The sequence below is a fragment of the Pseudoalteromonas sp. NZS37 genome, from assembly GCF_015864265.1.
GTDB lineage: Bacteria > Pseudomonadota > Gammaproteobacteria > Enterobacterales > Alteromonadaceae > Pseudoalteromonas > Pseudoalteromonas arctica.
The window spans coordinates 669,330-693,864 of the sequence record NZ_JADYXL010000001.1; the positions used below are offsets into that span (position 1 = coordinate 669,330).

General features: G+C 37.9%; 21 protein-coding genes. 5 read left to right on the plus strand and 16 right to left on the minus strand.

The genetic code is table 11. The features are described 5' to 3' along the window. Positions 1-341 precede the first annotated feature (341 nt). From I6F47_RS03020 to I6F47_RS03030, 3 genes are all read right to left on the minus strand, one after another. A complete protein-coding gene (locus I6F47_RS03020; protein ID WP_165721219.1) occupies positions 342-3,071 on the minus strand; it encodes a response regulator in 2,730 nt (909 codons plus the stop codon). A 240-nt stretch (positions 3,072-3,311) separates the two neighbouring features. After that, positions 3,312-4,034, minus strand: a complete 723-nt coding sequence (gene ssb / locus I6F47_RS03025; protein ID WP_007586300.1) for a single-stranded DNA-binding protein — start codon at positions 4,032-4,034, stop codon at positions 3,312-3,314. Positions 4,035-4,054: 20 nt separating this feature from the next. Then, positions 4,055-5,422, minus strand: a complete 1,368-nt coding sequence (locus tag I6F47_RS03030) for an MFS transporter (RefSeq protein WP_010553785.1) — start codon at positions 5,420-5,422, stop codon at positions 4,055-4,057. Between the two features lie 162 nt (positions 5,423-5,584). Here I6F47_RS03030 and uvrA point away from each other — a divergent pair, with 162 nt between their 5' ends. Then, on the plus strand, positions 5,585-8,410 hold the full coding sequence (gene uvrA / locus I6F47_RS03035) for an excinuclease ABC subunit UvrA (protein ID WP_165721220.1): 2,826 nt from the start codon (positions 5,585-5,587) through the stop codon (positions 8,408-8,410). A gap of 276 nt (positions 8,411-8,686) precedes the next feature. On the opposite strand, the gene I6F47_RS03040 is transcribed toward uvrA, so the two are convergent. Beyond that, positions 8,687-10,828, minus strand: coding sequence for a transcriptional regulator (locus I6F47_RS03040; protein WP_197183305.1), 2,142 nt, complete (start codon positions 10,826-10,828; stop codon positions 8,687-8,689). Positions 10,829-11,110: 282 nt separating this feature from the next. Between I6F47_RS03040 and I6F47_RS03045 the strand changes: the two genes are divergently transcribed. Then, complete coding sequence (locus tag I6F47_RS03045; RefSeq protein WP_165721222.1) at positions 11,111-11,476, plus strand: hypothetical protein; 366 nt, start codon at positions 11,111-11,113, stop codon at positions 11,474-11,476. A gap of 36 nt (positions 11,477-11,512) precedes the next feature. Beyond that, the gene (locus I6F47_RS03050; protein ID WP_165721223.1) at positions 11,513-12,433 is read left to right on the plus strand and encodes a TraB/GumN family protein; all 921 of its coding nucleotides are present in this window, start codon (positions 11,513-11,515) and stop codon (positions 12,431-12,433) included. A gap of 115 nt (positions 12,434-12,548) precedes the next feature. On the opposite strand, the gene trpS is transcribed toward I6F47_RS03050, so the two are convergent. Genes trpS through rpe form a run of 3 tightly spaced genes read right to left on the minus strand, consistent with a single transcriptional unit; the run spans position 12,549 to position 14,934 of the window. Continuing rightward, the gene (gene trpS / locus I6F47_RS03055) at positions 12,549-13,553 is read right to left on the minus strand and encodes a tryptophan--tRNA ligase (protein ID WP_024589884.1); all 1,005 of its coding nucleotides are present in this window, start codon (positions 13,551-13,553) and stop codon (positions 12,549-12,551) included. Between the two features lie 32 nt (positions 13,554-13,585). Then, positions 13,586-14,251, minus strand: coding sequence for a phosphoglycolate phosphatase (locus tag I6F47_RS03060; RefSeq protein WP_165721224.1), 666 nt, complete (start codon positions 14,249-14,251; stop codon positions 13,586-13,588). Then, the gene (gene rpe, locus I6F47_RS03065) at positions 14,251-14,934 is read right to left on the minus strand and encodes a ribulose-phosphate 3-epimerase (RefSeq protein ID WP_165721225.1); all 684 of its coding nucleotides are present in this window, start codon (positions 14,932-14,934) and stop codon (positions 14,251-14,253) included. Before rpe ends, I6F47_RS03060 begins: the two co-directional genes overlap by 1 nt. 161 nt (positions 14,935-15,095) lie before the next feature. Between rpe and I6F47_RS03070 the strand changes: the two genes are divergently transcribed. Together I6F47_RS03070 and I6F47_RS03075 are read left to right on the plus strand one after the other, a co-directional pair. Then, positions 15,096-15,398: a hypothetical protein gene (locus I6F47_RS03070; RefSeq protein ID WP_165721226.1), complete on the plus strand. Its 303-nt coding sequence runs from the start codon at positions 15,096-15,098 to the stop codon at positions 15,396-15,398. 3 nt (positions 15,399-15,401) lie between these two features. After that, positions 15,402-15,587 carry a DUF2970 domain-containing protein gene (locus I6F47_RS03075; RefSeq protein ID WP_007586286.1) on the plus strand — a complete coding sequence of 62 codons (186 nt, stop codon included), beginning with the start codon at positions 15,402-15,404 and terminating at the stop codon, positions 15,585-15,587. On the opposite strand, the gene I6F47_RS03080 is transcribed toward I6F47_RS03075, so the two are convergent. From I6F47_RS03080 to I6F47_RS03120, 9 genes are all read right to left on the minus strand, one after another. After that, positions 15,544-16,401 carry a Dam family site-specific DNA-(adenine-N6)-methyltransferase gene (locus I6F47_RS03080; protein WP_007586285.1) on the minus strand — a complete coding sequence of 286 codons (858 nt, stop codon included), beginning with the start codon at positions 16,399-16,401 and terminating at the stop codon, positions 15,544-15,546. The genes I6F47_RS03075 and I6F47_RS03080 overlap by 44 nt on opposite strands. Before the next feature lie 53 nt (positions 16,402-16,454). Next, the gene (locus tag I6F47_RS03085; RefSeq protein ID WP_024594435.1) at positions 16,455-17,798 is read right to left on the minus strand and encodes an AAA family ATPase; all 1,344 of its coding nucleotides are present in this window, start codon (positions 17,796-17,798) and stop codon (positions 16,455-16,457) included. After that, entirely contained in the window at positions 17,799-18,869 is a 1,071-nt protein-coding gene (aroB, locus tag I6F47_RS03090) for a 3-dehydroquinate synthase (RefSeq protein ID WP_165721227.1), read from the minus strand. It abuts the gene before it with no gap. Positions 18,870-18,896: 27 nt separating this feature from the next. Further along, positions 18,897-19,415, minus strand: coding sequence for a shikimate kinase AroK (aroK, locus tag I6F47_RS03095; RefSeq protein ID WP_004589350.1), 519 nt, complete (start codon positions 19,413-19,415; stop codon positions 18,897-18,899). A 184-nt stretch (positions 19,416-19,599) separates the two neighbouring features. Then, positions 19,600-21,705, minus strand: coding sequence for a type IV pilus secretin PilQ (locus I6F47_RS03100; RefSeq protein ID WP_101217493.1), 2,106 nt, complete (start codon positions 21,703-21,705; stop codon positions 19,600-19,602). Next, positions 21,692-22,231 (minus strand): pilus assembly protein PilP, encoded by a 540-nt coding sequence (locus I6F47_RS03105; RefSeq protein WP_197183306.1) that lies wholly within the window; start codon positions 22,229-22,231, stop codon positions 21,692-21,694. Before I6F47_RS03105 ends, I6F47_RS03100 begins: the two co-directional genes overlap by 14 nt. Further along, a complete protein-coding gene (locus I6F47_RS03110) occupies positions 22,228-22,833 on the minus strand; it encodes a type 4a pilus biogenesis protein PilO (protein WP_007586270.1) in 606 nt (201 codons plus the stop codon). Before I6F47_RS03110 ends, I6F47_RS03105 begins: the two co-directional genes overlap by 4 nt. Then, positions 22,823-23,395 carry a PilN domain-containing protein gene (locus tag I6F47_RS03115; RefSeq protein ID WP_007586268.1) on the minus strand — a complete coding sequence of 191 codons (573 nt, stop codon included), beginning with the start codon at positions 23,393-23,395 and terminating at the stop codon, positions 22,823-22,825. Before I6F47_RS03115 ends, I6F47_RS03110 begins: the two co-directional genes overlap by 11 nt. Beyond that, positions 23,383-24,462: a pilus assembly protein PilM gene (locus I6F47_RS03120; protein WP_024589891.1), complete on the minus strand. Its 1,080-nt coding sequence runs from the start codon at positions 24,460-24,462 to the stop codon at positions 23,383-23,385. Before I6F47_RS03120 ends, I6F47_RS03115 begins: the two co-directional genes overlap by 13 nt. Between the last annotated feature and the right edge of the window lie 73 nt (positions 24,463-24,535).

Genomic DNA, 24,535 nt, shown 5'->3' on the forward strand with positions numbered 1-24,535 from the left:
CAGATAAACGAGAACTTACAAAAACAAACAACTATGCCCTTTATTTTATAAATAGATAATATTGAATCCTCAAGCTTAAGCGCGTTTTGTTTGTAGTGTGTACAGCGAAGCGATGTGCTTTGTTTATGGTGCCTAACTCACTAACTTCTGACATTGATAATTCAACCTTTGCTGAAATAAACATATGGGGAAAAGAATGTATGAGACTTCATATAGCAACCGGTGGCCAGATTCTATTTTATGAATTGTCTTTTTAAGTTATCCAAAATAGGCTCAAGCAACGGGAGACATTACGATAGGTACTTAATATGAATAATTATTAAATCACTTTAATGGCTCAGCTATTTATTTAAACAGCGGATTATAGTTTCACGTAGATTTTGCGCTTTAATAGGCTTTGCAACATGGGCGTTCATGCCAATGGATAAGTATCGTGTAATATCATCTTTCATAACATTAGCTGTTAAAGCAATTATTGGAATATTTGCGATTGCTTTGTCACTATCGCTACGAATAATTTTACTCGCCTCAACCCCGTCCATAATAGGCATATGAATATCCATCAAAATAATATCGTACGATTGTGATTTCACGGCTTGAATACATTCTAATCCATTGTCAACCAAGTAAATTTGAGCATCAGCCTTCTCTAGTATGTTTGTAACGATAAGCCTGTTGATCGAGTTATCTTCCACAACCAATATTTTTATACCTGTCAGCGACGCTTCACTTACGGTGTTTACTATAGGCACTTCATTAAGAGGGCCTACTACTTTACTTTCAATCGCCTCATACAAAACACTCGTGTATACAGGTTTCTGCAAAATAGTTTTTATACTTACTTTTTTGGCTGCATTATTAAGTAAACTTTCGTCACTCATTATAAGCACAATCGTGTTGTTATAAAGTTGAGGATTAATATTGAAAATGCGTATTAAAAAAGTTTCGCTACTCATTGATGGCATAGCCCAGTCGACAATAATAATTTTAAATTTCTCTTTATTGTGTTCAATAATATCAACAGCTTGTTTAGCAGATTGACAGGCCGTACATACCAGCCCCATAGCCGTTAGCTGATTTTCAATTACCTTAAGATCATCTTCATTATCATCTATAATTAATACCTCAAACGAATCAGTAAATGTTAGGTCGGGAGTGTTATCAATCAACGCTTGGTTATTCAATTTCACCTTAATCGAAGCTATAAATTCACTACCTACACCTTGAGTACTTTTTACCGTTATATCCCCACCCATCGATTGGCATAAACGCTTACTTATAGTTAAACCTAAACCTGTGCCGCCAAATTTCCTGGTTGTAGAGCTGTCAGCTTGAGTAAAAGATTCAAATAAATCGGTAAGGCTTTGCTCGGCAATCCCAATACCGGAATCCTTAACAATGAAATACAAACAAACGCTCTTAGGATCAGCTAACGATCTTTTTGATTCTATTAATACCGATACAAAGCCCTGTGTAGTAAATTTAATTGCGTTAGAGCATAAATTTAGCAGTACTTGGTTTATTCGAACTACATCACCTATTAAATCGAGCTTAACCTCTTTACCAATGACAATATCAAATGTGATCCCTTTGCTTTGAGCTAGCTCATCAAAAGTTGCTTTGATGTAGTCAACAACCGAATTTACAGAAAAAGGAAATTCCTCAAGGTTAATATTTCCAGACTCAATTTTTGAAAAGTCTAAAATATCGTTAATAACTACAAGGAGTTGATCTGAAGAATATTTAATTTTATTTAAATAATGCTCATATTCCCCAGGCAAACCTTTTTCGAGCAAAATGTTGGTTAAGCCAATAATCCCACTCATAGGGGTTCTAATTTCATGACTCATATTTGCTAAAAATTCAGACTTAGCGGATGTCAGCTTTTCGGCCTCTTCTTTGGCTTGCAACAGTTCTTCAGTACGCTGATCAACGCGAGACTCTAATCTTTGCTTTTCTTCATCAAGCTCTTTTAAAAGTTGAATGCGGCGTTGATTTAAAAACAATACGAAAACTAAAAAGCTGCTAAGAATAGAAATAATCGCAGTAGCGCTGTAAATTAATGTTTTATTTTGCTCAAAATAGGTTGGCTCGTAATAAGATATGATCGACTTTTCTGGCAAGCTTTGTGGAGCTATATCGAACTTGTTTAATTGACGCCAGTCATAAGCGTAAACACTTAGCCCTTCACCACTGATTTCACTTAAGCTTTTATTTTCATTGTATAAAACTATCGAATCGGCAATGCGTTCGCCTATTTTTTCACCCGACAACACATACCCACCAACAACACCTGAGCCTAATAGTACCTCCCAATAACTAAAAACGGGCGCAGAACTTGCTTTTGCTAATTGCTCTACGAGCTGATAAGGGCTAAGGGATTTATTGTCGTAATGCCTGAAAATGGGAGTAAACAATATAATTGAATCATCTGGCGCATTTTTTACTTTAGTGAGCAGCTCTGGCATTGAAAGATCAAACCACTTCTCTACGTCTAAATACGAAAAGTCACGGTTAATAACCGAAAAGAGCCCTCGATAAAAGCTCATCCCAATATCGTTTTTTGTATCTAATATAACGATTAATTTTTTAGGCTTCATTAAATTAACAGCGCTTGCTGTTGCTTGCGCGTAATCTAATTTAGCTTGGATCACTGCTCCGTTAGTATTTTTAGGCAAACTAAATTGAGCGCCTGGTTCCAAATATATTCTTGAAGCATTTATAAAAAAGTCATCTAATTGCGATAAAAGTACTGCTGCAGAAGGAGACTGAGTAACAATGATATCGATGTGCTTATTTTTATATTTTTGTTTGAGGTAGTCCTTCATTAACTGTTTTTGATTTGCTTCATCGAATCGGTTTACATCCATATTTTCAACGAAGAGTTCATAACTAAAAGAACGTTCTATAAGTTTTTTACGCAGTCCAGAATCAACACTTTTGTGCCAAGGCATATCTTGGTTTGTTGAATTTATAAATAAAACATGAGTAACATTTGAAGAAGGTTGAGCGTTTGAAATTGGACTCACAAATTGAAAAACAAGAAATAAAAATAAGATATTAGTTTTCATGTTTCTCATTGCGTAATCAAGGTGAAAGTCCTTTAATGGTAAGTGTTAACGATATATATATCAATTAAATAAAATGTAAATACCACCATAATTTAACATGTTTACTAATACTATTTCATTTTATTGCTTAATGACGATATTCATTGATAGTTCTGGGTTGCCCTCACTACACAGCTCGTATAAAAAAACCCCGTAAAAACGAGGTCTAATATGAGTATTACACTAATAACTTTATATCATTTAGAACGGGATATCGTCGTCAAAATCAATGGTTGGTTCCATTGGGTTTGATGCGCCACCTTGCGGAGCACTTTGTGGTTTAGGAGCGAAACCACCTTGCTGTTGTGGTGCACTTTTTTGCTGTGGTGCATAACCACCTTGCGGCTGATATTGATTACTTTGCTGCTGTGGTGCTGGAGCCGGTTTTGGTTGTGCTGCTGGTGCGGCTTGTTGCTGCGGATTATAGCCACTTTGCTGTGCGGCTTGGCCTTGGTTATTTTGACCGTAACCACCACTTTGTTGACCACCTTGCGGCTGATTACCTTGGTAACCACCACCTTGTTGTCCACCTTGCGGCTGATTACCTTGGTAACCACCACTTTGCTGATCGCCACCACGTGCGCCTAACATTTGCATTTGACCAGTAAAGCCATCTACAACTATTTCTGTAGTGTATTTTTCTTGGCCTTGTTGATCGGTCCACTTACGTGTTTGAAGTTTACCTTCAACATAAATTTGTGAACCTTTACGACAATATTCACCAACAATTTCAGCTAATTTGCCAAAGAACACAACACGATGCCACTCAGTTTTATCAACCATTTGGCCAGTGTTTTTATCTTTATAGCTATCCGAAGTTGCTAAGGTAATATTTGCTACACCATTGCCGTTAGGCATATAACGAACTTCAGGATCTTGCCCTAAATTACCAACCAAAATTACTTTGTTCACACCGCGTGCCATGGAACCATCTCCTATAAATGTTAGATTAAACCAGCTACTTTACGTGCTTGGTCTAGGTCAAATTCTTTATCATTAATCTTTAAATAGCTGCGACTTTCATCGCGAACCACAGTTGCTTCTATTACGCCTGGTAAAGCAACTAACTGAGAAGCGAGTGTTTGAGCATGCTCTTCAGAATCTAATTTGGTCATTAAACTAATAACTTTACTTTTGGGTGGGACTTGCATTTTCCACGCAATAATAAGCCATATTAACCCAACAAGTGCCGCTGCCGCAAACACAGCTTGCGTCGTTGTAGTTTGTGCTACATAACCACCTAACATACCGCCTAAAAAGGCGCCTAAAAACTGACTAGATGAGTAGCCACCCATTGCCGAACCTTTTTGGCTTGCAGGTGCTATTCGCGATACAAGCGCAGGCATAGTGGCTTCTAAAAAGTTAAACGCCACAAAATAAAGCAGCATACACACAGCAATGCCTACTACACTATTAACCCATACCGACATTGCTAGCATACTAATAGTTAACAAGGCTACTGAGCCAATAAATGCTTGTTTTTCTTTCTCTTTTTTAATGGCTACAATCATTATTGGTACCATTAATAAAAATGCTAAAAATAGCACTGGAATATATAAATACCAGTGATGGTCGGCAACTAAGCCATCTTTAATTAATTGACTCGGCAGTACGACAAATATTGTGGTTAGCGTTAAGTGTAATAGCAATACACCTGCATTTAATCGTGCTAACTGAGGGTGCTTAATTAGTTTTTTAATGTCGCTAAAGCTTGCTAATGTATCGCCTTTGGGCGCTTTATTTACCGCATTTGGCACTAGCATAGTCACTATAAATATACCAAAAACAGCTAAAATAGCAGTCAACCAAAATACACCCGCAATACCCCACGAAGCTGCGACAATTGGCCCAAGTAGCATAGCAAAGGCAAAGCTCATTCCTATGCTCATACCAATAACGGCCATTACCTTTGGTCGTTGCTCATCGCGGCTTAAATCTGAAGCAAACGCGAGTAGCGCACTGGCTATTGCGCCCATACCTTGTAGAGCGCGGCCTACGGTAACCATTTGAATAGAGTCAGCTAATGCAGCAACTACAGAGCCAATAGCAAATACGACTAAGCCACCAACAATAACCTTTTTACGACCAATCTTATCGGATAATCGACCCATAGGTATTTGCAATACGGCTTGCGTTAAACCATACGCACCAATGGCAAAACCAATCCAAATAGGCGAAAAACCTTCAAGCGATTGTCCATAAATAGCCAATACAGGCATCAGCATAAACAAGCCGAGCATTCTAAATGCAAACACACTCGCCAGCGATACTGCGGCGCGTTTTTCTCGTGAATTAAGTGAAGATGCGGTCATTATCTGCGTGATCTTACTCTATGAAAAATTGAGGTTGGGATTCTACCATAAGCTTGGCAATAATTAATCGCCTATAAGTAAGGATTTTTCATTGATCAAGGATTAATATTGCTTCGTATTATGCGATACTGAGTAAATAATTTTGGTAATAAACGAGATAGCATGGAAAACATTGAAGTCCGAGGCGCCCGTACGCATAATTTAAAAGACATCAGCCTAACCATCCCACGTGATAAATTAATAGTTATTACTGGTCTATCTGGTTCGGGGAAGTCATCACTTGCATTTGATACACTTTATGCAGAAGGACAACGCCGTTATGTTGAATCACTCTCTGCGTATGCAAGACAATTTTTATCGCTTATGGAAAAGCCTGATGTAGATCACATCGAAGGCCTCTCTCCAGCAATTTCTATTGAGCAAAAATCAACGTCTCATAACCCACGATCAACTGTGGGTACTATTACCGAAATTTACGATTATTTACGACTTATGTTTGCCCGCGTTGGCGAACCACGATGCCCTACACATGATTTACCACTTGCTGCGCAAACCGTTAGTCAAATGGTAGATACTGTTTTGGCACTGCCTGAGGGCAGTAAGTTAATGCTGCTTGCGCCAATAGTAAAAGAGCGTAAAGGTGAGCATGTTAAGTTATTAGAACAGCTATCGAGCCAAGGTTATATTCGCGCCCGTATAGATGGTGAAGTATGTGACTTATCTGATCCACCAACACTTGAGCTTCATAAAAAACATACAATTGAAGTTGTTGTAGACCGTTTTAAAGTAAAAGATGGCTTACAACAACGCTTAGCAGAATCGTTTGAAACCGCGCTTGAAATGTCTAATGGCGTTGCGCATGTAGCATACATGGATGATAGCAGCGCTGAAGAAATTCTATTTTCAGCAAACTTTGCCTGTCCTACTTGTGGCTATGCAATGACTGAACTTGAGCCGCGTTTGTTTTCGTTTAATAACCCAGCTGGTGCGTGCCAAACCTGTGATGGTTTAGGTATACGTCAATATTTTGATCCTAATCGCGTAGTGCATAACCCCGAGTTAAGCCTTGCTGGCGGTGCAATTAAAGGCTGGGATAAACGCAGCTTTTATTACTATCAAATGCTACAAGCCGTTGCTGAGCATTATAGTTTTGATTTAGATGTGCCTTATCAAGATTTAGACAGCGACTCGAAAAAAATTATTTTAGATGGCTCTGGTAGCACTAAAATTGCGTTTAATTACCGTAACGACCGTGGCGATTTAATTACGCGCAATCATGAGTTTGAAGGCGTTTTAAACAACATGAATCGCCGCTACCGCGAAACTGAGTCAAACTCAGTACGCGAAGAGCTTGCTAAATACCAAACAAGCCAAGCATGTCCTAGCTGTAATGGCTCGCGTTTACGCGAAGAATCTCGAAATGTATTTATTGGAAAAACCAACTTACCTGCAATCACGTGCATGAGTATTGGTGAAGCTATGGAGTTTTTTGAAGGGTTAACGCTAACCGGACAAAAAGGCCAAATAGCTGAAAAAATACTAAAAGAAATTCGCGACCGTTTATCGTTTTTAATTAACGTTGGCCTAAATTACTTATCACTTGAGCGCAGCGCCGACACACTATCAGGCGGTGAGGCTCAGCGTATCCGCTTAGCGAGCCAAATTGGTGCCGGTCTTGTAGGTGTAATGTACGTACTAGATGAGCCATCTATTGGATTACATCAACGCGATAACGACCGCTTGCTACAAACACTGGTCCATTTACGCGACTTAGGTAACACCGTTATTGTAGTAGAGCACGATGAAGATGCTATTCGTGCCGCTGACCATATTATTGATATTGGCCCAGGCGCGGGTGTTCATGGTGGGCATATTATTGCTCAAGGTACACGCGACGATATTTTAGCAAGCAAAGAGTCTGTTACGGGCCAATTTTTATCAGGCGTACGTAGAATAGAAATACCAAAAAAACGTCATCCAACGAACGACAAGTGGCTAGAGCTATTTGGCGCAACGGGTAATAATCTTAAAAATGTGGATTTAAAAATCCCATTTGGTTTAATGACCTGTGTGACAGGTGTATCGGGCTCGGGTAAATCAACGCTAATAAACGACACTTTATTTAAACTTGCTCATACAGAGTTAAATGGCGCAACAACAGCCGAAGCGGCACCGTATAAATCAATTAGCGGTTTAGAGCATTTTGATAAAGTGATCGATATTGACCAAAGCCCGATTGGTCGTACTCCGCGTTCAAATCCGGCAACCTACACAGGTATATTTACCGGTATTCGTGAGTTATTTGCAGGTACACAAGAAGCGCGCTCACGTGGCTACAAAGTAGGTCGCTTTAGCTTTAACGTTAAAGGCGGACGCTGTGAAGCGTGCCAAGGTGACGGCTTAATTAAAGTTGAAATGCACTTTTTGCCTGATGTGTATGTACCGTGTGATGTATGTAAGAGCAAACGCTATAACCGCGAAACACTCGAAGTACAATACAAAGGTAAAAACATACACCAAGTGCTTGAGATGACTGTTGAAGACGCTCATGATTACTTTGATAAAATACCGGCTATTGCCCGTAAACTTAAAACGCTGATGGACGTTGGTTTATCGTATGTTCGTTTAGGACAAGCCGCTACTACTCTTTCAGGTGGTGAGGCGCAACGTGTAAAACTAGCGCGCGAGCTATCAAAGCGCGATACAGGTAAAACGCTCTACATATTAGATGAGCCAACAACAGGCTTACACTTTGCTGATATTGAACAGCTGCTTGTTGTATTGCACAGACTTCGCGATCACGGCAATACAATTGTTGTTATTGAGCACAACCTCGATGTAATTAAAACAGCAGATTGGGTTATCGATTTAGGACCTGAAGGCGGTGCTGGCGGTGGTGAAATACTCATTGCAGGCACACCAGAAGAAGTAGCCGAATGTGAGCGTTCACATACAGGGCATTACTTAAAACCTCTATTAAATAAATAGAGGTTTTAAGTTGTGGCAAATCAATCGGCATTAAAGTTATTTAACCGTCGAGATTACACTTAATTAAAAATGGCGAGAAGACTCACTTCTCGCTATTTTTTTACTCTAACTTTTCATTTATCAACATAATACCAATCCGCAATAATACTTAATCATTTTGCGGGGCTAAATGTGTCGCTACCTGTGTTAAAAAATTCTCATTTAGACAAAATCGAAAATGCTATTAAAGAAAAAAAACACACCGCTGCAAATTTAACTTCGAAAGATAAACAGGCCCTAGTCGTTCCAACTTATCTGTATTATTTGCATGTCTTTATATTTTGATGCTGTAAAGAAAATCTGATTGTTATCACTAATAAAAAATGCGATAGGTTTAAAATCCACGTGCACATCTTTTACTGTTTTATCTTCTAAATTAAGCCTTGCAACTCTTGAAATTGCATCAGAGTAGTAAAGGTAATTACCATTAATGGCAAAAAGTTGTGCTTGTCGCGCGTCTTTAGGCAATTCCCAACTCTGTTTATTTGATAATTTAATTAACTGATTATTAGTAATTGCATAATTAGTACCGTCAGCGCCTGAAATTAATTTGTTGGCTTTAACATCCTCTAATATAGTTGTGTCTCGCGTTAATAAATTAAACTGAGCAAATAGATTTTCTGAACCATGTCGCTCTAAATAAATTATACTTTCATTATCTTTAGACCATACATAGCTTAGTATTTTTCGCCCTTCAAACTCAGCTATGGTATAGAGCTTGTTCGACATAACGTCAAAAAATGCAATATCACTATTAACTCTTAATAAAACACGATCTTGCTTACTCGATACTCTTAGTCCGCCAATAGCAAAGGTAGATTTACCTTCATAAGTAAAGTTACTAAGTTGCTTTGTAAGTCCATTTTGAGATAACCACAACTGACTGCTACCAGAGCGCTCCGATACAAAAATATGCGCTGGCCCTTTCTCATTAATGACTTCTGCAATGATGTAGTCGTCTTCATCACTTTTGTAGAGTGCTTCATACTCAGGAACATCGCTAAAAAGATTAGTCGCTTTAATTAACGAAAATGCTTGTGTTTTATTTGCTGAGTAAAAAAGGCTATTAGCAGATTGAACTGCAATATAATAAGGTGAAATTGCTGGGGTAACCGTTAGTGTGCGTTTAATAATATTATTTTCATCAAACACAATGGTTGAAAATTCAGAGCCTTCAAAAACAATCACGCCTTTATCGTCTGCAAGCCAGTCAAACGCGAAGCTAATTATGCTTTTCTTTGCTTTAAATAACCGCTTGGTTTCATGGGTCTCAAAGTTGTAGCTAAATACAGAAAAAGGCTTACCCTTTTGACTAAGTACATATGCTATTTTACTACCGGAATGAGATAAACGAGGCATGATTACGCCATACATGACGCCTGGTGGTGGGATCACTATGAATTCTTTTTTAAGTTCTAAATCATATTTATATAAACCTGAACCCTCATGCTCATTTTTATATTCGGTGTAATAAATATGCTCACCACTTTCGTCTACTTGCGCATAACCTGTGTATCTAAGGTCACACTTTTTAATTAAGGTAGCCTCTCCTATAACAGGAAACTGGCTTAAATCAACGAGAACCATTTTACACTTTTGCTGCTTTAAGTTGGTCGCTTGTAACAACACAGAGTGCTGATTTAACTGCCACGATAAAATGGATACTTGAAAGCCAGGATAAGTAATTTCAACTTCCCTTTGATCAGATAGTCGCTTTACAAATGCATGCATTACGTCATTTTCAGGTTCAACATTTGTATAAGCTAAATATTGTTTATCTGAGGACATCTCAGGGTGAACCTCACTGCCTATATTCCACGTGCTTGCTACCTTATTAACCGTGATCTGTTTAATCTTTTCGCTAGAAGGTGCATTAATAAAAAACAACCCAAACCATACTAAAAAGCACAGGCAAATAATGACGAATAAAGAATAAATCAAAAACTTTTTACTATTCGTTCTTTGAACTGGTTGCAAAATAGTTGCAGTAGCTATCTCTTCATTTTTGGCGGAAATACCCGGTGAATCAGGCAAAATGTTTGCAGGCTCTTTAGAAACGTTTGCTTGCGTTAAACGCTCAGGCATTACTGTTAGGCTATATCCTTTACGGTAATGTGTTTTTAAAAGCGGCGCTTTTTCAATTGGGTGGGCAAGTTGCTTTCTTAACTCTGATATTGCACGGTTAATCGCATTATCGTCAACAAAGCTTTGTTGCCACACACTCTCAATAAGCTCTTGGCGGGAAACGATTTGTTGAGGCTTATCTATAAAGTGGAGTAATAACTTTACTAAAAGTGGATCTAATTCCCTTTCTAAATGGTTTGAAGTAATCACACAGCGATTACTAATAAATTGCCAAGGTCCGATTTGATAATTCATAGTCTTTACGTATTTTTATTTTTATAAACCGTATCACATCTACACTTTATTTTATAGAAAAAGCATTTTAAACCTTATATTAGCATTATAAGGTTTAAAGCTAACATACTAAATTTAAACAATTATTTAGCTTTAAAACCTTATCTATTAATTGCTCATAACTAGATAAGCGACTCTTAATAAATTCAGCGATATTCTTTAAACCGTCATCAACAAGCAGCTTAGTAAAAAATCATTTGTGATTCTAAATTGGCTGCAGCAAAAAATACAAAAGGTTTAATTATGAACAGCACAATGAAAAAAGTACTACCGGCTTTACTACTAGCAACTGCTTTTAATACTACTTCAGTTATTGCAGCTGACACTAAACAAAACACCGTTCAAAATAATTTTGAGAAATGCATGATTGGTGAAAGCATAAAGGCAATTAGCCCTGTTAATCAAAAACTACAAAAAACAAACAAAATAGACGCTTCTGAGTCTTTAAAAAGTAATGTTGATAAGCAAACGTTACTTTCTTCAATAGATGAAAAAATATCAGCTGAGCTTGACTCTTCAATGAGCAAAATAAACTCGCAAATTGATAAAAATCTTTCAAAGGTAACATCGTCAATCACTACATATTTCAACAATGTGTTATCGAACTAAAAACAATAAAATTAAAAGTTATATTAAGGAATTATCATGAAAAAATTCACAAAAAAATTAGTATCTGCCAGCGTATTACTTAGTTGCAGCCTTTTAGCAAATACAGCACAGGCTCAAAGCTCTGTATGGCAAGTAAGTAATGGCAATGACTCACTATTTATTGGCGGTACAGTTCACATACTACCTAAAGCTGAAATGCCACTACCCGCTGAGTTTAACCATGCTTATGAACAAGCAGATACAATTATTTTAGAAGCACCGTTACCTGACCCAGCCGACACCAATGCACAAATGCAAATGTTAGGTGCGCTATCGTATACAAATAACGAAACGTTAAGTCAAAAGCTAGAACCCGAGATTAAGGCTTTACTTGAAAATAAGCTTAGCGAGTTTGGCGCTAACCTAGCTAAGTTAGATGGTTTTCGCCCTGCTATGGTTAGTATTGTCTTAATGTCGATGGAGCTTCAAAAGCAAAATTTAATGGGTGAAGGGGTTGATGCTTACTTTACTAAAAAAGCGACTGAAGATAACAAAACAAAAAATTACTTAGAAACAATCGAATTTCAGTTAGAGCTTTTTAAAACAATGGGTCAAGGCAACGAGAACGATTTCATTAAACGTAACTTAGCCGAGCTTCACAACTATGGCGATATGTTTAAAGAACTTTTAGCTGCCTGGCGCAAAGGTGATACAGACACACTGAATAAAGTAGCACTTGAAGATATGCAGCAAAATGATCCGAATAGTTATAAACAAATCATTACAGATAGAAATAATGATTGGTTACCAAAAGTAGAAGCCATGTTTAACAACGACAAAAATGAGTTTGTACTTGTTGGAGTTGGCCACCTTGCAGGACAAGATAGTTTACTTACCTTACTTGAAAACAAAGGCTACAGCGTTTCTTTAGTCAGTGTTGATAGCACGGCAGATATAACAGTAAGAGGCGCTGAATAATGGATAAAACAGATAAACTAGCGATATCGCTACTGTTTCTATTTGGGTCTATCATGTTGATATGTGCTATATAAAAAATGCCGCTAACAAGCGGCATTTTTTTATTTTAATAAACTTACCCGCGAGGAATAAAACCAAGCGCATCGTATACCGATTTCAATGTTTTCTCAGCACGTACACTTGCTTTTTCAGCACCTGATTTCATTATGCTATTAAGTAGGTTTTGATCTTCTCTGATCTCTTTAAAGCGAGCTTGAATTGGCTCAATCATGTTTACAACTGCATCTGCTGTATCTTTCTTTAAATGGCCATACATTTTATCTTCATACTCAGGAACTAGGTCTTCTATTGAGCGCTTAGTTGCAACACTCAATAAAGTAAGCAAGTTTGATACGCCAGGCTTTTCTGTGCGATCAAAATAAATACGTGCTTGTTCATCTGAATCTGTTACTGCTTTTTTAAGCTTTTTCACAATTTGTTTAGGCTCATCTAATAACATGATGTAGCCATTTGGGTTTTCGTCAGACTTAGACATCTTTTTAAGTGGGTCTTGCAAGCTCATTACGCGTGCACCAAACTCAGGAATATACGGCTCTGGTAATTTAAATACGTCGCCGTATAAATTATTAAAGCGTGTGGCTATATCGCGAGTCAGCTCTAAGTGTTGCTTTTGATCTTCACCGACGGGTACTTGATCAGCTTGGTATAATAAAATATCCGCAGCTTGCAATACCGGATATGAAAATAAGCCCACGTTTACGTTATTTGCATGCTTAGATGACTTGTCTTTAAACTGAGTCATTCGATTAAGCTCACCCATTTGCGCGTAACAATTTAATACCCACGCTAACTGTGCGTGTTCAGGTACTTGTGATTGTACAAATAACGCAGATTTTTCAGGATCAATGCCACATGCCGCGTAAAGAGCAATACCATCCAACACTCGAGAGCGCAGTAATTCAGGCTCTTGGCGAACCGTAATAGCGTGTAAGTCTACTAACATAAAGAAACTTTCGTGGTCTTCCTGTAACTTTAGCCACTGGTTAATAGCGCCAACATAGTTGCCTATTGTCATACCACCGGTTGGCTGAATGCCGCTTAAAACTACTGGTTTACTCATGATTTTCCTTTATTTTGCTTAATTAATAATATTTAACGCTGCGTTAGAACAGGTATTATATCTAAGAAGTGATCGCATAGGTACTGTGGATTATAATCCTTAAGATTTTCACCTTGGTTATAGCCATAACTAAGTGCAATTACGTCTATATTAGCGGCTTTAGCTGCAAGTATATCGCTTTTAGAATCACCTATCATTATTGCTTTATTAGGCTCTGCATTTAGTTTTTTGCAGGCAAATAGCAATGGCTCTGGCGATGGTTTTTTTGCCATATCGTCACCGCATACAATCACATCAAAATGACTCGTTAGTGCCAGTTTATCAAGTAGTTTTTCTGTAAATATTCGAGACTTATTAGTGATTAGTGCTTTTGGCATACCACGAAGTGCTGCAAGCCCGGTTTCTACATGTTGGTACAAAACACTATACTCACCAACTTGTTGTTCATAGTGCTTATAAAACTGTAATATTGCTTTACTACTAAGTGACACATCTAGATGTTCACTCACTTGCATATCGCCACTCAAAGCGCGTTTAACGAGGACTTCAACACCATTACCGACCCAGCTTTCAACCAAGCGTTGACTAACAATAGGGAAAGCAAGACTGCTCAAGGTTAAATTAATAGCAATATACAAGTCGTAAACGCTATCAACCAAAGTACCATCTAAATCAAATAAGGCGACGTCGTACTTCATTATTTTACACTTCCAAGCTGTTTACGCATTTGGTCAATCACAACTTTGTAATCTGGTTGATTAAAAATAGCTGAGCCTGCAACAAACATATCAGCACCCGCTTGTGCTGCTGCAGCAATATTATCGACTTTAATACCCCCATCAACCTCTAAGCGAATATCTCGGCCTGACTCAATAATACGCTGTTTTGCTTGGCGTAATTTTTCAAGCGTATGAGGTATAAAGCTTTGCCCGCCAAAACCTGGGTTAACCGACATAAGTAAAATGGTATCGAGCTTATCAATAACATGGTCCAAATAACTTAGACTTGTTGCAGGGTTAAACACTAAGCCTGCTTTACAGCCGTGATCTTTAATCAGCTGTATTGTACGATCAACGTGCTCGCTAGCTTCTGGATGAAAAGTAATAATTGATGCGCCAGCCTCTGCAAACAATGGAATAAGACTATCTACAGGCTTAACCATTAAATGTACGTCGATAGGTGCTGTAATGCCGTAATCTCTTAGTGCTTTACACACCATAGGACCAATTGTGAGATTAGGTACATAGTGATTATCCATTACATCAAAGTGAACCACGTCAGCGCCCGCTTCGAGTACTTTATCAACATCTTCGCCTAGTTTTGCAAAATCAGCAGACAAAATAGAAGGGGCTATTAAATATTTTTGCTCTGGGTTAAACATGATTAACTCCATCAATAAATAGTGTATTGCGTTAATGTAACTTAATTGAAGATGTTACCCAAGTAATATGGCGTAATAGCCCCTATTTCAGGTAACTTTAAGTTTGATTTTTAATCAATATTTGCTATGATTAAAAAAGTAACAAATTATTGGATTTCATCATGCGTGCTTTTAAAACTGGGATATTAATTGCGTCGGCATTACTGCTTATCGGGGCGTTTAGCTTTGGTTCAAGCTCTGAGCAAGAATTAAGCTCAGTGGGTAATTGTCATAATACACAAGTGGTAAGTGCTCAAAACACATTAACTACAATCACGTGTGTTAAAGCTGAAGAAGAGTCATCGTGGTTTTCGTGGTTAACTGGCGATAGCCGTAGTGCTCAGTTTCATTACCTCGATTTACTAGAGCTACTTACTAGCTCTGATGATTCTAAAAATACTCCATCTTTAAAACCTTTATTTTAAATAATGCTGCAATTTTTTAGTGCGTTGCAAAGTGTGCTAGCAGCATTTTTTGGTGTTCAATCTGAAAATAAACGCCAAGTCGATTTTAAACAACACTCTCCTGTCTCTATCATCCTAATTGCGGTTGTACTATTTATTGCTTTTGTTATCGCAATTTACGCTGTGGTTGCTTGGGTGCTAAATACATAGCCATCAACTCGTCAACTTTATTTCTAGAGCCACCTTTGGGGCTAATAGTGCGCTTTACTTGAATTTGGTCAAGTGATGCTTGGCTATAAATTTTTCGAGTCCATACGGTATCGTGATTAGAGATAAGCACTGGTGTATCATTTTCAAAGGCAGCCTTCTCAGCCAGATTAGCCAAATTAGCCTGATCATCTAAATTAAACCCCCCTTTAGCGTAAGACGTAAAAGAAGCGGTTTTACTTAATGGTACATAAGGTGGGTCGCAATAAATAACTGCATTGTTAGGCACTAACTTAAAAACGTCATCGTAATCTAAACAGGTAAAGGTTGCTTTTTGTGCTTTTTCAGCAAAAAAATACATTTCTTTTTCAGGAAAGTAAGGCTTTTTATATTTACCAAAAGGCACATTAAAAATACCTTTTAAATTATACCTACAGAGTCCGTTGTAACCATGGCGGTTCATGTATAAAAACAATATTGAACGTTCATATACATCACGACTTTGATTAAACTGCACACGATATTCGTAATAAGCATCTGCGTGATTATTCAAATCTACAAATAACTTTTTAGCGTCACTAATCAGCTCATCTGGAGAGCTTTTTAGCTCTTTGTATAAGTTAATTAAGTCTGCATTTATATCGTTGAGAATATAGTGTTTAAAGTCACTATTTAAAAACACAGAGCCTGCACCAACAAAAGGTTCAACCAACGTATCAGCATGCTTGCTAGCTTGGTTTAATCGCGCATTAATATTTTCAACTAGGCTGTATTTTCCGCCGGCCCATTTAAGGAAGGCTCTACTCTTTTGCTGCATTGGCTCTTTACTTCAATCTGGTGTTGCGCGATTTTACACTAAAGCAGTGTGTTTTACTGATCAACGAGTGCTATTTCTTGCTTTATTTTACTAATTTTTTTATAGAAAGGTTTATTTTTTCTAACCTCAGCAGATAAAGTATCCATTGCTGATTTTGCTTCGTTTATACTTTCAAAACTGCCAAATGTAACAACCCACCATATTTTATTATTTCGCTTTGTTTGGTAAGTATGAGTTTGCTGCTGTAGATTGAATTGAGCAATAAAATTATCGCTAACTTCCTGCTGAGTTACGGCTAATAATTGAATAACACTATTTGTATCTATTTGCTGCATGTACCATATATTATCTTGGCTGATCTGAGTTTGCTCTGCTGTATTTACTTTTAGAGCTTCAGATTTAACGTCACTTGATACACTGCTTTTATTATTAGTACTATCATCAACATCATTGTCTAATACGTTAACTGTGTTGCCAGGTTCGGTAAGGCTTTGCATTATGGCAGGCACATCATTAATGTGTACACGCTCTGCCTTAATATCTGGCTCAACTACTTCAAGTTCATTTAAGTTAATTATTGAGTCATTTTTCTTTATAGCCGGCTCACTTACTTGCTCTATAGATATTGCTGTATTTACTACTTGTGTTTCTTCTTGCTGATAATACTGTTGCCACCACTGCGTCATATCCGACTTATAAAGCAGACCAATAATTAAAAGCATAATCAGCAACATCAAAATCAATAAGTGTAATCGCCAAGACACTTTGTCTTTAACAATAATATCGGCTATGTGCTCACTAGGTTGCCAAGCAAGCAATAAGCTTGGATTACCGTGAGCCTCAGCTAAAAAAGTACTAAATACAGGGTCTTCATCATAGGGTAAGTCTGTAAAGTACCACTGCAATAACATCTTGCTTTCTCGAAGCGTTAGCGGCTCCAGATAAATTTCAACAGCGTTATTTAAAGCCAGTTTAGACTGTGAAGCTATTATAATATATAGCGTATTTGGGCTGTTTTTAGAAAGTAACTCAAGCTCAATTAACATCTCATCAGATAATTGCCTACCGCCATCAAGTACCCATAAACATGGCCCGCATGGTTGCTGCTGCAGTAATTGGTAATAGTTTTCAGGTAAACTTAAGTTATGATCAATCAGGGGAGAGTTAAAGCTTTGCTCTAATAACTCACTCATTAGCTGAGCATCAGTCATTTGTGCACTTACTTGCACGAAGGCTTTATTAAAGTCGTTGTATTTATCTGTAATGAAGGTTTCGAGCATGTAACTTTTACCTAGCCCAGAAGTGCCAAGTAAAACAATTAAATTTTGCCCGTACTCAAATTGCAGTGCGATTCTATCCACCAAAGCCGCACGGCTTGGTAAAATTTGTGACTGCATTTACTGCTCGATTAAGTCTCTAACTTGATCATCAGATACATTATCAACTAATGCACACTGGCCAAATTGGGTAGGTAGAATAAAGCGGATAGTGCCTTTTTTATTCTTTTTGTCTTTACGCATATGCGTTAAAAACTGCTCGCTAGTCATTTGCTTTGGAATTTCTGTTGGTAAATTATATAGCTCAAGCAGCTTAATAATTCGATCAACTTCGCTTGCGCTTAAATCTTGGCGTGTCTTGGCAAGTTTAGCTGCTAATACCATTCCTGTTGCAACAGCTTCGCCGTGTAACCAAACGCCATAACCCATCTGTGCCTCAATTGCATGGGCAAATGTATGGCCTAAGTTTAACAAAGCTCGTAAGCCATGTTCTTTTTCATCTTGAGCAACTATAAGCGCTTTTATTTCACAACATCTAAAAATGATATGCTGTAAGCATGCTTCATCTAGTTGCTGTAAATTAGTCACATTTAGCTCTAAATAGGCAAATAATTCGGTATCGTAAATCAGACCATACTTAATTACCTCAGCCATACCTGCTGCAAACTCTCGTGCAGGTAGAGTGTGTAATGTTTGCGTATCAATAAAAACCGCTTGAGGCTGATAAAATGCCCCTATCATATTTTTACCTAACGGATGATTTACTGCCGTTTTTCCACCTACCGATGAATCAACCTGTGAAAGCACTGTCGTTGGTATTTGAATAAACGGTACGCCGCGCTGATAACAAGCCGCTACAAAACCAGTTAGGTCACCTACAACACCGCCACCTAACGCAATTAAACACGTATCTCGGCCACAGTTATTTTGTAGTAAAAATGCTGATATTTTTTCAAACCATTCTAGTGATTTATATTGCTCACCGTCAGGAATAATAAAAGATAGCGGATTTAGATCAGCTAATGAATCAAGTAACCTTTGCAAATATAAAGGCGCTATTGTGTCATTAGTAATGATGATAGGCCGACAATCACCAATGTGGTGAACCAGGCGGCCATTATCTTGAAGTGCAGATTGCCCAATATAAATAGGATAACTTCGCTCGTCCAAATTAACAGTTAATTTAAGCATGCTTAGCTATTCCTTTATTATTGGTTTTTAAAAATCTAATTTCTCGATGATTTGGTTAGCAACAACTTTAGCGCTTTGCTCATCGGTACGTACAACAAAATCAGCAACTTCTTTGTATAGTGGCTCGCGTTCTTCTGCTAAGCGCTCTAGTACGTTACGAGGTGCTTCTTCAGTTTGCAGTAATGGGCGACGCTTGTCGCGTTGCGTGCGTGCAACTTGCTTCTCTATAGGTGTCTCTAGGTATACAACGATACCTCGAGCCGAAAGCTTGTTTCGAACTTCTTTGCTCATTACTGAACCACCACCGGTAGCAAGTACAATACCTTGCATCTCGGTTAAATCGCCAATAACAGACTCTTCTCGAAGTCTAAAGCCTTCTTCACCTTCAAGATCGAATACCCATGCAATATCTGCACCTGTGCGGCGTTCGATTTCTTGATCAGAATCAACAAATTCAAGGTGTAATTGGTCAGCGATGTGACGACCAATCGTGCTTTTGCCAGCCCCCATGGGGCCAACTAGAAATATATTACGTTTCTCAGCCATATCTTTTAGTACAAACAAACTCTAAAATTTGAAATAAAACCCCGCCTAACGACCTGGCCCCAAAATTAAGGAGGGGATTATCTCAGTAATTGCGGGGGTATTTCAAGTCAATTAGCATAAAAAGCCATATAACGAGCAATTAATCTAAATAATCACCCGTTGGTTAACATAAAACCACTGTATTTTAATCAATTTGTATTTTTGGTGTCACAAAAATAAGTAATTCACGCTTTTCATTAAACTCACTTGTGGTTTTAAATAGTCTTCCTACGTAAGGAATGTCACCTAAAATTGGCACTTTACTCGTAGTATTAATGATCTGCTGCTGGAAAATACCACCGAGTACTACGGTTTGTCCATTCTCAACTAACACTTGAGTTTGAATCTCTTGGGTATCAATAGACACTGCTTCACCTGTTCCCGTTTGTACAGTATCACCACGAGTATCTTGAGTAATAATTAAGTCTAGAATTACTTTATTATCAGGTGTGATATGAGGTGTTACTTCTAAGCTTAGTACCGCTTTTTTAAAGCTTACAGTAGTAGCACCACTTGAAGCTGACTCAGTGTAAGGTATTTCAGTACCTTGCTCTATTCGCGCTTTTTGCTGATTAGCCGCTATAATACGCGGACTAGCAATAATTTCGCCTTTATTCTCTTCTTCAAGAGCACTTAGCTCTAAATCAATTAATGTACCGTTAGCCAACTTTGCTATGTGCAAACCAATACTGGCCGCAGGATTAGAAATTGGTAAATTTACATTTAATCGATCTGAAATACTTGGCGCATTTGAAGTTGATGTCGCGTTATAAATACCTTCTGCGCCTTCAAGGGAGCCAGAAATACCAACACTACTGCCTTGATCACTAAACCCCCAGCGTACGCCTAAGTCTTCAGTAACGTTATCGCGCACAGTTACCATTCGAGATTCGATTACAACCTGCTGTACCGGAATATCGAGTGTTTCTATCATCCGGCGAATGTTTTCTATACTCTTTACAGTATCTTTTACCAATAAAGTATTTGTACGCTGATCAACCGATACACTACCGCGGGCAGTTATAATACTGTTCCTATCTGTTTTTAATAAGTCAGCAAAATTTTCGGCTTTAGCATAGTTTAATCGAATGTATTCACTATAGAGTGGTTCTAAGTCTTCAACTTGCTGTTTAGCTTTTAAATCTTTAGCTTCACGTGCCGCAAGCTCCTCTGCAGGCGCTACCATTAAAATAGAGCCATCCATGCGTTTGTCTAGCCCTTTAATACGCAATACTACGTCAAGCGCTTGATCCCACGGTACGCCATCTAAGCGCAGTGTTATATTACCTGTCACTGAATCACTGGTTACTAAGTTAAAATCGTTATAACCCGCAATAATTTGTAGTGCTGCTCGCACAGAGATATCTTGAAAATTTAAGGTCATAGGGCGACCTTGATACTCAACGCCACCATCTAAATAGGCGTTTTGCGTTTCATCTTTTTCTACCGTCAGCGTTAAAATATTATCTATTTGCTGGTACGTAAATGTAAACTGAGCGTTTGGCTCAATAACGACACGACTTAATCCGTCTTCTTTAAAAGTCTCGATATTACTTACAACAGTACCAAAATCTAATACATCTAATTCATAAAGTAGGTCATCTAAAATATCGGTGTGATGAAAGTCAGCGTAAATTTTACCGCCACTTTCATGAACTTCAATTGCAGCTTGAGTGTCTTGTAAAAATACGAGTACTTTCGCTTCGCCCTTTTCACCACGTCTAAAGTCAATTGATTGGATACGGTTGATGTAATTTCCACTTACGTCACCTGAGTCCATCGCTACATCTTCATTTTCAGATTCTGTAAGAGGATTATCAGACACGCGTATTGATACTAAGTTGTTATGAACTTCAGTTTCATAAATTTTTAATCTATCTAAGTTTACCGTTACCTTTAAACCACTGTTAGTTAAAACATTAGTAACACTGCTAATTCCAGCTTGATTAACTTCAACATCATTTAAACCAACCTCTAACTCTGCGGTATCAAAAAACATTTCGATTCGGGCTGGGCTATTAAACACCTGAACTTTTGGCTCAAGCGTTAACTCTTCATCAAAAACAAGCTGTAACTCAGTTTCGCCTTTAAGTAATGGATTATAACGAACATCATAAAGTAACGGCCCTGCAACGGCTGAATTTACAGTGACTAAAGCAACAGCAGCCAGTAATGTTCGTGAAATACGATGAAGCCAAAGTACATCCTTATGCATGCTATTTTTACCTTTTTTATTATTAATTTGCGCCATCTGTTGCCGCCTCTAACATTTCTAATTTAGTCAAGCGCTCTTTCCAACAGCCAGACCCATCAGAGATTAATTCCACTAACTCTATATAGTCGTTACTTACTGTTTTTACTTTGCCATCATAACTACCAAGGTAATTCCCTACCGTTACACGATGCAAAGTAGCGTCAGCTGCTGTTATTAATGCCCATATTTGTCCACTAGAACCAATTGTGCCTTTCATTGCTAAGTTATCTAGCGGGTATTTTTCTAACGGTTCGCGGCGACGCTCTTGATCTGGGTGCAAACAGTTTTTTACTTGCGTTAATTTATTTTGGATTATCTCAGGCTGAGGCGCTACAAACGGGCTACGTAGCTGACCAGCACTGTACTCAAATATTTCAAACTTTGTCAGCTCAGGAATTGATTCAACCTTTGGTGTTGTGCTTGCTTTTACTTGATCAATAAATTCTTTTTGCTCAGACGTATCATCATTACAACCACTCAAAACAAACACCATTACTACAGGTACTACGCGAAGGAGCTTCATTTTTTAACCCCTTCTTCATAACGATATGTTTTTGCAACAACACTAAATGTTAACTGTTTATCGCCCGATGATAAAATAGAAAAGTCATGTAAGCTTACAATTCGTGGTAACTGAGCTACTTTACCCACAAACTCACCAAATTCATGGTAGGTCCCTATCACTTCTATTTTAATCGGTAATTCAGTATAAAATTCTTTCTCGACTTCTGGTAACCAACCTATTTTTAAAAAAGTCAGACCACTTGTTGTGCCAACATACGACAAATCATCAAGTAAACCAGGGGTTTCGTTAGAGGTAGGTAAACGTTTTAATAATTGTGAAAACTTATCTTCCATTTCAATCATTTGTTGACGGTAGATCTCAAGCTTACTCGCGACTGCGTATTTAGTGCGATAAGTTGTGCGTAACTCGACCTCTTTCGCAACTGCACTGTGGTAACTATCAATTTCATCAGAAACTAATAGGCTATAACTAAAAAACAATACAAGTCCGGCAACAAACGTACAGCAAATTGCTTTAACTGCAATAGGCCAATCGCCAATGTTATCGAGCTCTATTTCATTCCAATCAATTTCACTCAGTGCTTTAAAATCAAGGCTCATCGCTAACCTCACCAATTTTATCAAATGGTTTTACATAAAATTCCATATTAAAATCACTAAGTAAACGCGAAGATTGATCGCCTGCAACAATGCCTTGCATTGAAGGATTCTCTAGTAAATATGAGCTTTGTACTTGGCGCAGCATTGTTGATAAACGATTATTAGATTCACTGCGTCCCAATACATGTATTTGGCTGCCTCTGCGCTCGAGTTTTGTTAAATAAACCCCACCCGGTACTATTTTGGCAACTTCATCCATTATTTGCGTACCCAAATTACGGCTGCTTTGTAATTCTTCAATGAGTCTCATACGCTGTTGTAAGTTTTCTTTTCTTTTATCTAAACTTCTAATTTCACTTATTTTTTTATCTAGCATGCTAATTTCTGAGCTTAAATAGTTATTCTTTAAGTTTTGACCGTCTTTTAATGCACTATAAAAAGAGCTTAATAAGTACATACTCGCAAAACAAAGTATAACGACACCAATAAGTATAGTTACAAATTTCTTTTTCGATTCTTCGCGCTGCGATTCACGCCAAGGAAGTAGATTTATATGTGGCATGTTGAAAAGCTCCTTAATGCCAACCCTGTCGCAATTGCAAACTGCGTTTTGTGACGCTGCATTACATTACGATCTACTTTTGGAGAAATTTCCATATTTTCAAAAGGCTCAGCAACGACAGAGTGAATACCTAGTTCTTCAATGAGTAATCGGTCAATACCTTTAATCATCGATGTACCGCCCGTTAATACAATATAGTCGATTTGCTCTTTGCCACTGGTTGTTAAAAACATTTGCACCGCACGTCGTACTTGTTGAAGTAACGAAGTTTGAAAAGGGGCTAATACTTCAAAGGTGTAGTTTGGCGGTAAATCACCTGATGTTTTACCAATTTCAGCTTCATCAAACCCTTTATTATAATAAGCAACAATACTATTTGTATATTGATCGCCACCAAAAACTTGGTCACGTGTATAAATTGTTTCCCCTGCTTGAACAACGCTCACGAGCATTAAAACTGCACCAATATCAACCACAGCCACACATTTATTAAATGCGTCGCTAGGTAATTGTTGGTAATACACATCCATTGCACGACTTAATGCATAGCTTTCTACATCAACTATTTTAGCTTCTAAATTTGCAGCTTCTAAAGCGCCAACACGCGCTTCTACACTCTCAGTACGAGCAGCTGAAAGCAAAACATTCATTTTACTAGGGTCGGCCTCATTCGTCGAAAGCTTCTCAAAGTCGAGGCTCACTTCATCAAGAGGATATGGAATTAAACTATCGGCTTCAATTTCAATTTGCGACTCAAGTTCAGCATCAGTTAACGATACATCCATGAAGATCACTTTTGTAATGACTGTTTGGCCAGAAACAGCCACTGCTGCAGATTTTAACGACTTTGGTAATTTTTTTCTTAATTTTGTAATTACGTTACCAATCGCTTCAATATCTTGAATTGTGCGCTCACTCATTGCGCCTTTTGGCATCGGCTCAATTGCAAGTGCTTCGAGTCGAAATCCAGTTTCAATTTCACGTAAAAGCACAGCCTTAATAGAGTGTGATCCAATATCAATTCCTACCATCATTTGGGACGGTTTTTGAAATAGTTGACTTAGCATGTTTCAACTTGGCCTTTGTTTTAATAATAAACAAGTTATAATTTTTATATGAAAAAATATTATTCATTTTTTA

What these genes read in the sequence shown, in the direction of transcription:
- I6F47_RS03020 (WP_165721219.1), bottom strand. Translation starts at nt 3,071, where the DNA reads ATGAAAACTAATATCTTATTTTTATTTCTTGTTTTTCAATTTGTGAGT.
- ssb (WP_007586300.1), bottom strand. Translation starts at nt 4,034, where the DNA reads ATGGCACGCGGTGTGAACAAAGTAATTTTGGTTGGTAATTTAGGGCAA.
- I6F47_RS03030 (WP_010553785.1), bottom strand. Translation starts at nt 5,422, where the DNA reads ATGACCGCATCTTCACTTAATTCACGAGAAAAACGCGCCGCAGTATCG.
- uvrA (WP_165721220.1), top strand. Translation starts at nt 5,585, where the DNA reads ATGGAAAACATTGAAGTCCGAGGCGCCCGTACGCATAATTTAAAAGAC.
- I6F47_RS03040 (WP_197183305.1), bottom strand. Translation starts at nt 10,828, where the DNA reads ATGAATTATCAAATCGGACCTTGGCAATTTATTAGTAATCGCTGTGTG.
- I6F47_RS03045 (WP_165721222.1), top strand. Translation starts at nt 11,111, where the DNA reads ATGAACAGCACAATGAAAAAAGTACTACCGGCTTTACTACTAGCAACT.
- I6F47_RS03050 (WP_165721223.1), top strand. Translation starts at nt 11,513, where the DNA reads ATGAAAAAATTCACAAAAAAATTAGTATCTGCCAGCGTATTACTTAGT.
- trpS (WP_024589884.1), bottom strand. Translation starts at nt 13,553, where the DNA reads ATGAGTAAACCAGTAGTTTTAAGCGGCATTCAGCCAACCGGTGGTATG.
- I6F47_RS03060 (WP_165721224.1), bottom strand. Translation starts at nt 14,251, where the DNA reads ATGAAGTACGACGTCGCCTTATTTGATTTAGATGGTACTTTGGTTGAT.
- rpe (WP_165721225.1), bottom strand. Translation starts at nt 14,934, where the DNA reads ATGTTTAACCCAGAGCAAAAATATTTAATAGCCCCTTCTATTTTGTCT.
- I6F47_RS03070 (WP_165721226.1), top strand. Translation starts at nt 15,096, where the DNA reads ATGCGTGCTTTTAAAACTGGGATATTAATTGCGTCGGCATTACTGCTT.
- I6F47_RS03075 (WP_007586286.1), top strand. Translation starts at nt 15,402, where the DNA reads ATGCTGCAATTTTTTAGTGCGTTGCAAAGTGTGCTAGCAGCATTTTTT.
- I6F47_RS03080 (WP_007586285.1), bottom strand. Translation starts at nt 16,401, where the DNA reads ATGCAGCAAAAGAGTAGAGCCTTCCTTAAATGGGCCGGCGGAAAATAC.
- I6F47_RS03085 (WP_024594435.1), bottom strand. Translation starts at nt 17,798, where the DNA reads ATGCAGTCACAAATTTTACCAAGCCGTGCGGCTTTGGTGGATAGAATC.
- aroB (WP_165721227.1), bottom strand. Translation starts at nt 18,869, where the DNA reads ATGCTTAAATTAACTGTTAATTTGGACGAGCGAAGTTATCCTATTTAT.
- aroK (WP_004589350.1), bottom strand. Translation starts at nt 19,415, where the DNA reads ATGGCTGAGAAACGTAATATATTTCTAGTTGGCCCCATGGGGGCTGGC.
- I6F47_RS03100 (WP_101217493.1), bottom strand. Translation starts at nt 21,705, where the DNA reads ATGGCGCAAATTAATAATAAAAAAGGTAAAAATAGCATGCATAAGGAT.
- I6F47_RS03105 (WP_197183306.1), bottom strand. Translation starts at nt 22,231, where the DNA reads ATGAAGCTCCTTCGCGTAGTACCTGTAGTAATGGTGTTTGTTTTGAGT.
- I6F47_RS03110 (WP_007586270.1), bottom strand. Translation starts at nt 22,833, where the DNA reads ATGAGCCTTGATTTTAAAGCACTGAGTGAAATTGATTGGAATGAAATA.
- I6F47_RS03115 (WP_007586268.1), bottom strand. Translation starts at nt 23,395, where the DNA reads ATGCCACATATAAATCTACTTCCTTGGCGTGAATCGCAGCGCGAAGAA.
- I6F47_RS03120 (WP_024589891.1), bottom strand. Translation starts at nt 24,462, where the DNA reads ATGCTAAGTCAACTATTTCAAAAACCGTCCCAAATGATGGTAGGAATT.